The 13,875-nt window shown below is 55.3% G+C and carries 8 protein-coding genes; 3 read left to right on the top strand and 5 right to left on the bottom strand.

The window, feature by feature from the left end; translation table 11 throughout:
• Window positions 1-251: 251 nt before the first annotated feature.
• Window positions 252-2,540 carry an Ig-like domain repeat protein gene (locus RBB82_RS24160; RefSeq protein ID WP_433975655.1) on the bottom strand — a complete coding sequence of 763 codons (2,289 nt, stop codon included), beginning with the start codon at window positions 2,538-2,540 and terminating at the stop codon, window positions 252-254.
• 410 nt (window positions 2,541-2,950) lie between these two features.
• Window positions 2,951-3,688: a hypothetical protein gene (locus RBB82_RS24155; RefSeq protein ID WP_433975654.1), complete on the bottom strand. Its 738-nt coding sequence runs from the start codon at window positions 3,686-3,688 to the stop codon at window positions 2,951-2,953.
• A gap of 727 nt (window positions 3,689-4,415) precedes the next feature.
• On the opposite strand from RBB82_RS24155, the gene RBB82_RS24150 reads away from it, so the two are divergent.
• From RBB82_RS24150 to manD, 3 genes are all read left to right on the top strand, one after another.
• Window positions 4,416-5,177 carry an SDR family NAD(P)-dependent oxidoreductase gene (locus RBB82_RS24150; RefSeq protein WP_433975653.1) on the top strand — a complete coding sequence of 254 codons (762 nt, stop codon included), beginning with the start codon at window positions 4,416-4,418 and terminating at the stop codon, window positions 5,175-5,177.
• 2 nt (window positions 5,178-5,179) lie between these two features.
• Window positions 5,180-6,442 (top strand): ROK family protein, encoded by a 1,263-nt coding sequence (locus RBB82_RS24145; RefSeq protein ID WP_433975652.1) that lies wholly within the window; start codon window positions 5,180-5,182, stop codon window positions 6,440-6,442.
• A gap of 260 nt (window positions 6,443-6,702) precedes the next feature.
• Entirely contained in the window at window positions 6,703-7,911 is a 1,209-nt protein-coding gene (manD, locus tag RBB82_RS24140; protein WP_433975651.1) for a D-mannonate dehydratase ManD, read from the top strand.
• 409 nt (window positions 7,912-8,320) lie between these two features.
• Here the strand turns inward: manD and RBB82_RS24135 are convergent, their stop codons facing one another.
• The 3 genes from RBB82_RS24135 to xylA form a co-directional block, all read right to left on the bottom strand.
• Complete coding sequence (locus tag RBB82_RS24135; protein WP_433975650.1) at window positions 8,321-10,894, bottom strand: glycosyl hydrolase 115 family protein; 2,574 nt, start codon at window positions 10,892-10,894, stop codon at window positions 8,321-8,323.
• 289 nt (window positions 10,895-11,183) lie between these two features.
• Complete coding sequence (locus RBB82_RS24130) at window positions 11,184-12,524, bottom strand: glycosyl hydrolase family 8 (RefSeq protein ID WP_433975649.1); 1,341 nt, start codon at window positions 12,522-12,524, stop codon at window positions 11,184-11,186.
• A 9-nt stretch (window positions 12,525-12,533) separates the two neighbouring features.
• On the bottom strand, window positions 12,534-13,865 hold the full coding sequence (gene xylA, locus RBB82_RS24125) for a xylose isomerase (protein WP_433975648.1): 1,332 nt from the start codon (window positions 13,863-13,865) through the stop codon (window positions 12,534-12,536).
• Window positions 13,866-13,875 lie beyond the last annotated feature (10 nt).

Raw genomic sequence — 13,875 nt, 5'->3', positions numbered from 1 at the left:
GTGTATGTGCCATTTGCAGCGTGAAACGTAATTTCCGCTTTCCCAATCAGAGTGAGATCGTCCAGCGCGGCAGCATTTTGCGCCGCCTCCCGCGCGCTTTCTGGACTGCTGACGGAATCAAAAGTGTGAGCAGCACATCTTCGCCGACACGATACGTCCGAATGGCAAGGAAAGCCTAGGCGTGGGAACAGTCCACATATTGCCGAGCCGCCGATACGGCTTAGTCATTAAGGCAAGCTGAAGATGGATCTCTATTGCGTGAGGACGACGGTTACTTCAGACTGTGGCGCCATGGTGATGCCTTGTGAGCTGTAGGCTCCGAGGTTGTTCCAGCGTTCGGCACTTGTGCTGGTGATCGGAGTCGCGAAGGAGCTGCGGTACACCGTGGAGTTGGTGTAGGGGATCGAGGAAAGATCCAGGCCAACGGTGTCCGTCGCGGAGGTAGAGGTGTTCAGAATGACGAGAACCGTGGTCTTCAAATCTGGGCTCTGGTAGACGGAGATGTCCTCGTCTGGATTGTTTACCGTCGCGTCATAGCGAACATATCCCGGCCGAATAAAGTAGCTGTAGTGTTTGAGGGTGTAATAGGCGTCGTTATAGGTCCAGCCGTTCGGGAACGCCCAAGTGGATTGAGGGTTGAAGGGATTATCGATGTAAAGGAGACCTGCCTGGTCGGAAGAGACTCCATTGGTGAGCACGCTGGGCCAAGCCAGTCCCCAGTAGAGGTATACATTATCGTTGGCTACGGTCAGAGCGTTGTGGATGTCGATGGCGTTATAGAAACCGGGAGTCTGGTAGTACTCCGTCTCGAACTTGATCTCAGGATTGGGATAGTCGGCATCCAGCGTAGTCATTGGAGTGACCTGGGTTTCCGGGTTGCCGCCGTAGGAGCTCACGTTGTAGAGGTGATGGGCAACAACGGCGAGCTCATTGGTGGGCACCTCCGTGAGTAGAGCTTGCACATTGAACGCAGAGAAGGATTCAGGACCGATCATCTGCGGTATAGAGGTAAGAGCACCGCTGGCGTTGATCGCCTGGTACGTTGCATCGAAGGCTTTACCGTAGCTGGCATAGTTTGTAGGCGTGGGGCCATAGAGGGTAGCGGGAGCTTCAGTCGGGTTGAAGAGGCAGGCAACGTAAGTTGCGGGGAAATCAGGCTCGTTCTGGATGGAGATGTAGTTTGGAGTAACACCAAGAGCGGCGTATGCCTGGAGGGAACTTAACCAGAACTGTCCGAAGCCGGAATAGTTATAGGCGCCGCTGACCTGCGCCAGAGTACCGAAACCGCTGGTACAGTTGCCATTGGTCACACCTGTGCAGCCGTTGACGGAGTTATTGCTCTTGAGGCTGGCCGGCGGCGTCCAGGAACTCATCAGGATCTTGGGAGCCGAGCCGAGAGCGGCGGTTGTGGCGGTGACGATCTTCGTGTTGTCAGGATCGAAGGTAGTGGCATTGCTGCCGTTGAATTCGTAATAGTTGTTCTCGAGCCGAAGGAAGGTAATGCCAAGCCCGTTGACAGGATCGAACAATGCCGTCATGATCTGCGATCCGTTGGGATGACTATCGAGATAGTTGGCGTAGAACGCCTCCGCTCCGCCGAAGCCGAGGATGGTCTGGTGTGGTGTGGCAAAGCTGAAGGTGGCATTGGCGTTGATCGCCGAATTGACGACTAGGGCTACCGCGGCCGAGGTGCTGGCGGCGAAGCTGGCTGTACCGGCGAAACTGGCGGTAAGGCTATGGGTTATTCCCGCGGAGAGCGTACTTGTGGTGAACGATGCGACGCCGTTCGAGAGGGCAGCTGTACCAACGGTTGTAGTGCCGTCAAGGAAAGTAATGTTGCCGGAGGGGACGCCCGCTGCCGAAGAAGTAGTGGCCGTGAGCATGACGGCCGCCCCTGCGGCAGCGGGGTTCGGGGTAGCCATGAGAACAAGGCTGGTGGGAGTGGGCGACGGAGCGGCGACGACGAGGGGTACCGCGGCCGAGCTGCTGGCGGCGAAGCTAGCTGTACCGGCGAAACTGGCGGTGAGGCTATGGGTTGTTCCCGCGGAGAGCGTACTTGTGGTGAACGATGCGACGCCGTTCGAGAGGGCAGCTGTTCCAATGGTTGTAGTGCCGTCGAGGAAAGTAATGTTGCCGGACGGGACGCCCGCTGCCGAAGAAGTAGTGGCCGTGAGCATGACGGCCGCCCCTGCGGCAGCGGGGTTCGGGGTAACCATGAGAACAAGGCTGGTGGGGGTGGGCGACGGAGCGGCGACAACGAGGGGTACCGCGGCCGAGGTGCTGGCATCGGCGCCGGTACTTCCTGCATAGCTGGCGGTGAGGCTGTGGGTGGCGCTGGCCAGCGTGCTCGTGGTGAAGGTTGCGATGCCGTTGGCTAGGGCAACAGTTCCAAGTTTGGTCGTGCCGTCGAGAAAAGTAACGCTGCCGGTAGGTGGGGTAGGAGGCATGGTCGCGCTGTAGCCGACGTCCGCGGAGAGGGTCACGGTCCCGCCCGCGACTGCGGGGTTCGGACTCACGGTCAGAATGGTGCTGGTGTTCACGGGGCCGCTGCTGGCGGGACTCCCGCTGCAACCTGAAAGCACACAAAGACTGATGAGGACTAGCAACGATAGCACAGCACGCATGGGGCACCTATGGTTATTTATATGGCACCCGAACTATATATAACGCTAACTGCAATCGTCAATTGAACTGATGCCCCCGCACGAGCAGTCTATCTCGACTGGCTTCCTTCCTTTAAATCGGCGTAGGGTGGCATCGCGGAGCTTCGGCTCGGCAGAGAGTTTTGCGGTTCGGAATATGCTGCGAGCAGCCCAGCTTTCGGCCCAGACTTGAGAGTTTGTTGTCGCTTGCGAATTGACGTTAGTGCAGAGTTTGCCGAGAAACAAGAGCGAAATAAAGGACAGGCCTTTTTGTGTATCTCATGTCGTAATTAAATATTGGTCTACAACTAAATCATGATAAAGGTACTATTTCTGATGCTGTTGCAGAAAACGATGCAACGAAACCATATCTGACTGATGCCCGTATTGTGCGTTGCACAAACAACGCTGCGATTGGCTTGTGATGACGATAGGTTTTCGCAACGAAGCCTAAACGTACGATTTTGGACCGAGCAGGAATTTGATTTGCTCGAGATCCCCGCCGAGCGCCGAAGTGCTCGATCCCAATTTGCTTCGATGACACAGACCGCCCAGTCGCTCAGCGTGTCACGATTGATCTTTCCCGCCTTTGGAAACCGAACGCAGCAGCCGGCCATCTTCGATGCCGCCGCGGTCATCCAGGCGTTGATGCCGTGCTTGACCCAGATCGGAACGGCGACGGTGCGGATGCGTCTTCCCTTCCCTTCAAGGTCGGCCAGGACCCAGCGGCCCTCCCTTTGTTGGATGGTCTCGACGTCAAGCTCGGCCAGTTTGTTTCGCCTCAGGGCGCAGCCAACCAGACGCGCCAGGATCAAGTAGTCGCGTTTGCCCTTCAGAGTAGAGCGGTCCGGGACAGCCAGCAGCCTTTGGCCTGCTCGCGGTTTAGCCAGTTGCCAAGGCGGGGTTCCCTTCCGGCTAATGTTGGGGACGTCGGTGAGGCTGGCCGCCTCCTCCGATCCGATCATGTTGTTGCGCCTGGCCTCGCCCACCAGCTTCCGCACCGCTGAGAGCCGCACGTTGATAGTCGATGGGGAGAGCGCTTCCATGCCCGCCCTCCATTATTAAGGACCGGGAGAGAGGCCGGCTGGCACAGAAGGCGAACAGGGTCTTTGGCATAGTTGCGCTTAGAATGATCCGAGACAACCGAGTCCAGCACCATCTTCTGCAGCCTGGCCTGGGCCGGGGTTAGGGCGCAGGGGTTCCCCTTCCCTGCTTTCCGGTGGCGGAAGCGACAAAACGAGCTGATTTGTCATGAACTGATTTCAGCCTGACAATTTACATTTATCGTTGGTAATAAGAATTAATTTTGATAGTCTTACGCCTCCGAGGCCCTCCGCGGCTGCATGGCATGGCTAAAAACTGATTCGATGAAAGAGTTCACTACGGCTGTCACTCTCTTCAAGTCATTAATATTTTCTATTCGTCGCGAACTTTATCTAGCAAAGATGCGTCTGTCCAATTTTTGACTGGATTAGATTTTGGAGGATGAACTGGTTTTCGCTGTAGGGTTTAACTCGCGTCATGACTAAGGGGGAGGAGCATAACGGAAACAACTTAAACGTCTCTGCGGGAGATAACCATATATTATTTCGGATAGAAATTAAAATGGTTTTTTCGCAAGTTCGATAGAGTCATATGGTTATAAGTCGGTCAATACCCCTATACGAGTCGTATTCTCATGAGGCCACCGTTGGCTCGAACTGAACCGAGCCAGAATGTCGCGTAGGGTTCGCAAATTCAACAGCTTAGGAAATATGGAAAAACTCTAAGAAAATGTCTACGCTGAATGGAAAGTCCGCTGTCGTTGTTGGAGGCACCTCCGGTATCGGCAGAGCTATCGCTTTGGGATTGGCTTCAGCAGGGGCTAATGTTGTGGCCTCCTCGCGATCTCGGCAAAGCGTCGAATCTATTGCTATCGAGATAGAGCGATTAGGCGGCAGGACCCTGCGGATTCCTTCCGACGTTTCAAGTCGTAACTCGTTGCAAGCCCTCCACGATCAAACAATTTCCACCTTCACGGGAGTCGATATTCTCGTCAACTGCGCAGGGATAACACAGCGCATGCCTACCTTGGATTGTTCAGAAGAACTCTGGCAACGCATCATGGACGTGAATCTTTACGGAACCCTCAGAGCCTGTCAAATATTCGGCAAGACGATGCTCGATCAACGAAAAGGTAGAATTATCAACATCGCCTCCCTCTCTTCTTTCGTTGCTTTTCATGAAGTCGCTGCATACGGCGCGAGCAAAGCGGCTGTTGGCGCACTCACTCGCTCCCTTGCCATCGAGTGGGCCCCCTTCGGGATCTGCGTTAATGCAATTGCACCGGGTATCTTCCCCACGGATCTCAATCGAGATTTACTCGATTCGCCGCGGGGAAAGGAAATGATCATGCGCACTCCTATGGGACGTTTTGGTACCGTGGATGAAATAGCAGGAGCCGCAGTTTATTTAGCCTCCGACGAGGCCTCCTTCACCACAGGACAGATCTTTGCGGTCGATGGTGGCTTTTTGTCGAGTGGAGTCAATCAATAACGATGAAATCAGATCGCTCGAAAAGCGGAACCCGCGGCATCAAGCGAATCGACCTTGCGTACGTTGAACTGGCATCGAGTGAAAATGCCCGCGATATCAATCGTGATATCGTTCTCGAAATAATTCGCTCTAAACAACCAGTCGCACGAGCAGACCTTGCCCGATCCTCTGGCCTACAACCCAGCACCGTTTCGGCGATTGTCGAGCAATTGATCGAAGAAAAGTGGGTCTCTGAAGGTGCCACGGTTCGCCCTCCCCGCGGCCGCCCTTCGACGTTACTTTCGCTCAATGACGCGATGGTCATCCTCGTTGCTGACGTTCGACCTCACCAAGCAATCGTTGCACTCACCGACCTCAACGGACGCTTTCTAGCGCGAGAGGCGGTTCCGCTCGTCTCTGATCCACCACGTTCGGTCGGCAAGATCGTCGCGTGCATGGAATCCATGCGCGCCGCACACAAAGATCATTCATTCGAAGGCATCGGCATCAGCATGCCCGGTCGCGTTGACCCCGAAACGCAACGCCTCATCTTAGCGCCGAATCTAAAATGGGGCGGCTACGACATCAAGAGTGTCATTGAGAAACAGATGCATCTTCAAGTTGAGCTAGCGAATGCAGCGAATGCCTGTCTGCTCTCGGAACTGTGGTCTGGCCGACTCGACGGTGTCCGCAACGCCGCACTCATCACCGTCTCCGAAGGAATCGGCGGCGCGATCCTAGCTAACGGACAGATCATTACCAGCCGCAGCGGCCTCGCTGGCGAGTTCGGTCACAGTCCCATAGATCCCACTGGGCCTGTCTGTGGTTGCGGACAACGAGGCTGCTGGGAGGTTTTTGCGTCTTCCACGGCCGCTCTCCGGTATTACAAAGAACTCGTACCAAAATCTCGCGCAGCCACCATACATGACCTTTTACGGCTCACCGAAGAGGGTGACCCGGACGCGATCGCCGCTATCACTCGACAGGCAACCCATCTTGGCCGCGGACTTCGTCTCGTTACTGCCGCTCTCTCGCCTGAAGTGATTCTCATTACCGGAGACATCACCACCTCGTGGATACGGTTTGGCCCCGTCATTCAGCGTGAGCTCGAAAACAATATGCTTGCCGGAGCCGCGCCTATCTTAGGAATTACAAAGGATGGAGAGCTTTCGCGACTACGCGGCGCAGCCGCCGTCGTTCTTCAACGGCATTCTGGCTATCACACCTCGGCCCACTCGCCCGCTCCCATCAAACGGGTGCGTCGCCAGGCCAAGACCTCTAAATAGGTCGCCTCCAACCAGCTCTCAGGGCAGCATCTGTAATGGTGCTCATTTCTTGACGCCGTACTCTCTGAGTTCGATAAAGGCACGTATAAAATAAACTCCTACTGACTTGTGCGTGCCGCTCAAACGAAACCGTACAAATAAGGCTCTGCCAAGGATTGGACTACGATGTGGAATCGATCTGTTGCATCCTTCCATCAACCCCTGGGCGGCTTCGTTGGTGTAGCCAACGCTTTCCACTCGCATTCAAAAGAATAACCCCCATGAAAATCACCGCCGCAAAACTCATCATCTGCTCTCCCGACCGCAACTTCGTCACCCTCCGCATCGAGACAGAGGAAGGCATCTACGGGTTAGGCGACGCCACCCTTAACGGCCGTGAACTAGCCGTCGCCTCCTACCTCGAAGACCACATTCTCCCTTGTATCATCGGCCGCGACCCCTTCCAAACCGAGGACATCTGGCAGTACCTCTATCGCGGAGCCTACTGGCGGCGTGGCCCCGTCACTATGTCTGCCATCGCTGCTGTCGACGTAGCCCTCTGGGACATCAAAGGTAAGGCCCTCAACACCCCCGTCTACAACCTCCTCGGCGGCCAGTCCCGCCAGGGCTGCCTCGTCTACACTCACGCCAATGGAGCCGATATCGCCGAAGCTCTCGACTCGGTTCGCAAGCACATGGACGAAGGTTACCTAGCCGTCCGCGCCCAGGCCGGCGTCCCCGGATTGTCCTCCAGCTACGGAGTCCCAAAAGCCGGCAAGTCCTACGAACCCGCCGAGCGCGGCCTTCCGTCCGAATCCCTATGGTCCACTGAGCGGTACCTCAACTTCGCCCCCACACTCTTCGAAAAACTCCGCGTCGAACTAGGCCCTGACGTCCATCTCCTCCACGACGTCCACCACCGCCTCACCCCCATCGAAGCCGCACGACTCGGCAAGTCTCTCGAGCCCTATCACCTCTTCTGGATAGAAGACCCCTGCCCTGCCGAGCTGCAGGAGAGTTTCAAGCTCATACGCCAGCACACCACCACACCAGTCGCCACCGGAGAAGTCTTCAACTCCCTCTGGGATTCCCACGACCTCATCCGCCATCAACTTATCGACTACATCCGCATGACCATCGTCCATGGGGGCGGCATCACCCACGCAAAAAAGACCGCGGACTTCGCCGCCCTCTATAACGTCCGCACGGGCTTTCACGGCGCCACCGATCTCTCTCCCATCACCATGGCCGCTGCGCTCCACTTCGGCCTCGCCATCCACAACTTCGGCATTCAGGAACACATGCATCACTCAAAGCTCACCGACGAAGTCTTCCCCCACCACTACTCCTTCGACGCCGGCTACATGCACCCTGGCGACGCCCCCGGTCTTGGCGTCGACATCGACGAAGTCTTGGCAGCAAAACATCCTTATCAACGAGCCTCCCTCCCCATCGCGCGCAAACTCGACGGGACGCTCACCGATTGGTAATACAACGTATGTAAAAGTTGCTCAAGGCCGATAAACGAAGGTAGGTTCGCGTTATCGTGCATTAGCTGCGGTGAAGTGAAGCCAATGAATTTATCTGTCCATTGGATGAACCACTTCATGTTTGGCGCGTCGGTGTGGCCACCGTCATGTTGGCGTCAGGCAAGTTGGCCTTCGAGCAGGCCCTGATTCACAGGAGGCATCTTCGCCGTTTTATAGGGCGCACCTCAAGAATGGGAAATTTATGTACGCCACCCCTCGCAAACAGCGCAAGGATTAGGCTGCTAATTGATGTCACGATTGCGCCCGCTCGAGCCATGCATAAACGAACCGCAGCCCTCAGGGTCTGCCCTGCCTAGTCTCGTGCTCGCAAACAGATCAGGAGAGCAGTAGACACGATGAGCTATCAAAATTAGCGGAGAACAAAGGTGGTCGCTCGTTTGCTTTCAGGCGGCCCGAGATATTCGGAGTTCGGCGGGCCGGCATTGATCAGCAGCCGTTCAAGAACAACTCCGGCATCCACGCGACAGAAATGCAGCACGTGCGAACCTCGCTCAACCAACCCTAAGTTCGTCGTCACTTTGTGCACACCGTCGCTCACCGCTCGCCGCCAATCGGCATCCGTATTGCTAGCCCACGCATCAACGGTAGTTTCCGGATTATCGTCCAGAGCAACTCCATAACGTAAACCGCGGCCAGGCATAAAGCTAAGGGTCGGAGCGAGTACTGCCTGCAATGTACGTTCTTCCGTAGTAAAGACTGTGAAGACATAATCCATGCATGCCTGGGATGTCCCAGAAAGTGTGCTCGCAGCAGTGACGGGAAACGTTTCCATGGCCGATAGAGTTTCGCCGAAGTCTGGAAGCAATCGCCAACTCACACCGGTCGCGCTGCGCTTCGCGGTGGCATGCTCCGCATCCATAGTGACGATACCGGCGTTTTCTACGAAACCACTGGCTGGTTCAACAGACTTTAGAGCATTTATATGAACTACAGTCGGCTGGGCACCTTGGGGTACAACTGTGACGGTTCCCTTCGCGTATCCAGCAGGAGCGTGTTTCCAATCGACACTGACCTGCAAGGTAAGATCCTTCGTAACATCACCAGAAAAACTATCAAGCAGTATCCACGGCGCGCTGACCTTGACTTCGAAGTGCACTGACTCGGTGCCCAAATACGCTAGTTCCAACGTACGTGTCTGCCGGTTTATATCGTCAAACATCGGCATTTCTTGGGTCGGAGCGTCCGATCCCCCAACAATTACGGCCAGTCGCGATCCGCTTTGCGGTTGAATCTGCTGCACAGCAGGCATCTCGTTGACAGGCGGCTCATTCCAGAAGGTATAGCCAATGTGAGTCTGGTCCATCATGTGGTCCCACTTGCCGCCCATTAGTCTGTGGTTGTATTCGTCGCTCAGTGCGGCGTCCTCTTTGAACAGGCGGCGTGTCTCGTCTGCCCAGAAGTTCGTGCTGACCCTCCCCTGCTTTGCATAAAGGCGGTTGCGGCCCGCAGCGATATACATTTCGCAGACGGTCGCCGAAGCTTTTAACGGATATAGCACCAATTCGAAGAAGGAAGGTCGCTCTTCAGGAGGAAGCACAGCCATCAAATTGTCGGCACGTGCTGCCAGATCGCGCCATTCTGCATCGACCCGATCAGCCTCGTGGTCTTCAGTCAAAGAGTACGTCGTGGGCTCAAGTTGTTCCGGTTTTCGGCGACTATTGTACTTCGTATAGAGTGAAACCAATTCAGCGATCTCCAGCGCGTGCTCCGGGCCGAACTCACGTGTGGCCCACGCGGTCGTATAATCCTGCAAGTTATCTTTGCCCCAACGGGTTGGGTCTCGAGCCATTGTAAGGAAAAACTCGATCGGGAACTCCATTGGCTTTAGATCGCCGACATTGACGATCCAGACGCGATCGGCCTTATACTCAACTGCCAAATTCATCTGCTCCCACACCTTGGTAATGCTGTATGTGTTGAGCCACTTGTAAGAACGTGGATCGCCGACATAATCGAAGTGGTAGTAGATGCCCGCCCCTCCAGGCCGTTGGCGTTCTTTTTCTATTGGCAAGCGGCGAATGTTACCCCAGTTGTCATCGCACCAAAGCAGAGTAACGTCTTCGGGTACCCGCATTCCCTTCTCGTAGTATTCCTGGACTTCTTTGTAAAGAGCCCATATCTGCGGATTTTGCATCTGAGCATCAGCATTCGCTGCAATGATCTTCCTCTGATCCGCAACGATATGTTCCAGCAACGCAGTATTGGCAGTAGAGCTCATCGCCATGTCTCCATCGCCGCGCATTCCTATGGTGATAGTGCTCTCATACTCCTTATTCCGCGTAATTCCTTTAGCCCAGAAGTCATCCAACACTGCGGCGTTCTTGGCATAATCCCACGGTCCGCTGCCGTGCCGCTTCCACTCCTGTTGCGCGCGCAGCATCGGTTCGTGGTGGCTCGTGCCCATCACGATGCCATACTCGTCGGCGAGTTGCGGATCGGCGGGATCGTCTTCGTTGAAGGCATTGGCCCACATGGCCGGCCAAAGATAGTTGGCCCTCAGGCGAAGCAGCAGTTCGAATACATGCTCATAAAACTGATGGTTCTTACCGCCGAACTTCTCTTGGGTCCAGCCGCTCAGCGAGGGAGCTTCATCGTTGAGGAAGATGCCGCGATACTTTACCGCAGGTGACGGCATACGATGCGCCCCAGGCAAAACGTACAGCGCATCATGATGCGGTACACGCACGTCCGCCCACCAATACCAGGGTGAAACCCCAATCTGCTCAGACAGAGTGTAGAGACCAAAGATCGTACCGCGTTTGTCCGCTCCCACGATGACGAGCGCACGGTGTATTCCTGGAAAAGGTTCCTCTACGACCTGCGTAACGCCGGCTTCCCACTGGCCAGCGACGGAGGATATATCGAGTTTGTGGCGGCTCACGAGATCTTCAATAAGTGCGCTGTGGCCCAACGTACCGATCACGATGCAGTCGGCACCATGAACGTCCGACGCGCTGTGGAGTTTCGCCGCAGTTAATCCACTGACGCGTTGAATGTCACCGGCAAAGCTGTCGACGGCGCGAAGCACGCCCGGCCAATCAGTCGAACTGACGAGCAGAGGTGCGACTCTCCCGCCTTCGGCCAGCGCAAATCCATTGGGTACGAAGTGTGAGGCAACTATCTGCGGCTCGCCCAAAGCCCATGCGCTATGCACAAGAGAAAGCTCAAGGAGCACTAGAAATAGCACCATCGGCATACGGACGGAATTAAATCTAATGCGCATCTCTATCTCGCGCCTCTGTTTTTTCTGCCCAAGAGGGTGTCCAGATGCGGAACTGACCACTGACGTGAAGGTAGCTCAGCATCCAGAGCATGCCGCCGTAATAGCGGAATTGTCCTGAAGGCAGCGGCGTCCTCCAAAGCTCTTCGTAAAAGAGCTTCGCGCGGGAAGAATTCGATGCAGCTAAGCCTGCGGTAGCGTTCGCTGCAACTAAGCCTGACGCATGAACTGTCCCTCGTGACTGTCCATCTAAGGTGTAGACATCAGCGTAGGTAGCTGGTTGCGTGGCGAAGAAGTTTTGGATGCGGTCGCTCAAGATTATCTCATCGGAGTCCGCGTGCCACCACTCCCAGTCCACTGACCAATTGATGGCGGTGCGCCAAGAGTCGTAGCCAAAAAAACCTGACTGCCAAAAACCGTTTGTATGAGGAGTTCCATCCCAGTTGGCATAAACGGGAGCTAACGCGGTGCCCGAGTACGTTGTCTTGACGAAGAACTCACGACTTACCTTTGCTGCTTTCAGCCAGAACGCGCGGTCTTCGCTAGGGCCCCATCGCGCCCAGAGTTCATAAAAGGCCGGAAGATGATAGGAGGGATCGGTGAAAAAGCGCCCACCGCCGTTTGGGGTAAAGCGAATCATGCTATGCGCAGAATCCACTTCGGCCTCGCCTTCTATCTCGCCGAACCTTGTATGTGCTTTGATTAGTCCACGGTGCAGCATTGCATGGAGAAGCGTATCGGCTTCTGAGTGATAATCGTAAATTCCTTTTCCGTCGCCCCAGCGCGCCGAAGCGAAATAAAGTGCCATTGCGAAGTACTGCTCGCCGTCGGGTGCTGGCCCGTCGGAGTTGTGTGTGCCGTCCGTCTTACACGACCAGGCGAAGAACCCGTAACTCGGATTCTTCGGGTCATTCACTTTCATGTAGGTATTGGCCCAGTTCCAAATGCTATCGAACTCCTCTTTGCGGTCGAGTTGGACCGCGATCATCATGCCATAGCTCATTCCTTCTGTGCGAACGTCGTGATTAGCCCAGTCAGTGATATATGCTAGCTTGCCGTTCGAATTGGAGCCGGTTTCGAAGTAGATACTTTGAGTATGCGGATCACCGTGAAAGAACTGCTGAAAGGCAGTTTGCAGGCGTGCCTGGACCTCCTGTTCGCGGTGGCCGTCTTCCACAAACCGGTCGCGATACCGGCCGGTGGCGAACACACCGCCGCCATCTGCAGCGGCTAGGTCGTTGAGGGACGACTGTTGTCCGCAGAGCGGAAGCACCACCCAAAGAAAGAGCACCCATACCGACGTGATTCGGAGCTTGGCGACTCGCAGAGTCATGTTAGTGAGTTAAATCTTCTCTGAGTAAATCGCCCGAGCCAGCAAATTCTCAATCTGCTCCTGCTTACCGGACTTCGGTTGCGGGTTGATTTTGTTTTCGAGTGCCATCTCCTCAATCTTTTCGAGCGATAACTTGCCAGCCAACACGTCCACCGCGCTGCCCGTCTTCCAGCCGGCGTAACGCTCAATCAAGATGGCATCGTACTTGCCCTCATCAATGAGTTTGGCTGCCGTTAGAAAGGCGCGGGCGCACAAATCGGCGCCTCCTACATGCGCATGGATCACATCCTCCGGGTCAAAGCTTTGGCGGCGCACCTTAGCGTCGAAGTTACACCCTCCCTTCCCCAAACCGCCAGCCTTGATCATGTGATACATCGCCATCGTCATAGTCCACAAATCATTTGGAAACTGGTCTGTATCCCAGCCTAAGAGGGCGTCCCCACGGTTGATGTCCAGAGAACCGAGAATACCCAGTGCGCCAGCCGTGGCAATCTCATGCTCAAAGCTGTGACCTGCAAGAGTGGCATGGTTCGCTTCGAGGTTGACACGCACTTCTCCCTCAAGTCCGAAGCGCTTCAAAAAAGCGTATACCGTGGCTGTGTCGAAGTCGTACTGATGAGACGTTGGCTCTTTTGGTTTGGGTTCAATCAGAATCTGGCCATCAAATCCTATCTTGTGCTTGTATTCGACAACCAGCGAAAGAAAACGACCCATTTGCTCCAACTCCTGGTGCATATTGGTGTTGAGCAGCGTCTCATAACCCTCACGTCCACCCCATAGCACATAGTTCGATCCACCGAGTTGCTTAGTCACATCCATGCAGTTCTTCACCGTCGCCGCAGACCAAGCGAAGACTTCGGGGTCCGGATTTGTGGAAGCACCCGCCATGAATCGTGGGTGAGAGAAGAGGTTCGCTGTGCCCCACAAAAGTTGGGTCGAATAGATCTGCATCTTCTCAGCCATATATTCAGCCATCGTATGTAGGTTCCGCAGGTTTTCGGCCAGGCACTCGCCGGTAGGTGCCATATCCATATCGTGGAAGCAATAGAACGGAAGGTCGAGCACCCTAAACAGCTCGAATGCGGCGTCAGCCTTTAGCTTTGCGAGCGCAATGGGATCGCCTGCCTTCATCCAGGGGCGATCGATCGTAGGACCGCCGAAGGGATCGGTTCCATTCATGACGAGCGAGTGCCAATACGCCACCGAGAAACGCAGGTGCTCCTTGAGCGGCTTCCCCAGTACGACACGGTCGGCGTCATAATACTGGTAGACAAGCGCCTTATCGCTTGTGGGACCTTCAAATTTTACGGTGTCAAAATTGCTGAATACAGTCTCAGACATTAATCCGTCT

This window comes from Tunturiibacter lichenicola (assembly GCF_051013355.1).
Lineage (GTDB): Bacteria > Acidobacteriota > Terriglobia > Terriglobales > Acidobacteriaceae > Edaphobacter > Edaphobacter lichenicola_F.
Note: the sequence above shows the minus strand (reverse complement) of the source record. Positions and strands in the feature narration are given on the sequence as shown.

Bases quoted from the DNA above. Each gene is read 5' to 3' on its own strand.
- RBB82_RS24155 (WP_433975654.1), bottom strand. From the start codon at position 3,688: ATGGAAGCGCTCTCCCCATCGACTATCAACGTGCGGCTCTCAGCGGTG.
- RBB82_RS24150 (WP_433975653.1), top strand. From the start codon at position 4,416: ATGTCTACGCTGAATGGAAAGTCCGCTGTCGTTGTTGGAGGCACCTCC.
- RBB82_RS24145 (WP_433975652.1), top strand. From the start codon at position 5,180: ATGAAATCAGATCGCTCGAAAAGCGGAACCCGCGGCATCAAGCGAATC.
- manD (WP_433975651.1), top strand. From the start codon at position 6,703: ATGAAAATCACCGCCGCAAAACTCATCATCTGCTCTCCCGACCGCAAC.
- RBB82_RS24130 (WP_433975649.1), bottom strand. From the start codon at position 12,524: ATGACTCTGCGAGTCGCCAAGCTCCGAATCACGTCGGTATGGGTGCTC.
- xylA (WP_433975648.1), bottom strand. From the start codon at position 13,865: ATGTCTGAGACTGTATTCAGCAATTTTGACACCGTAAAATTTGAAGGT.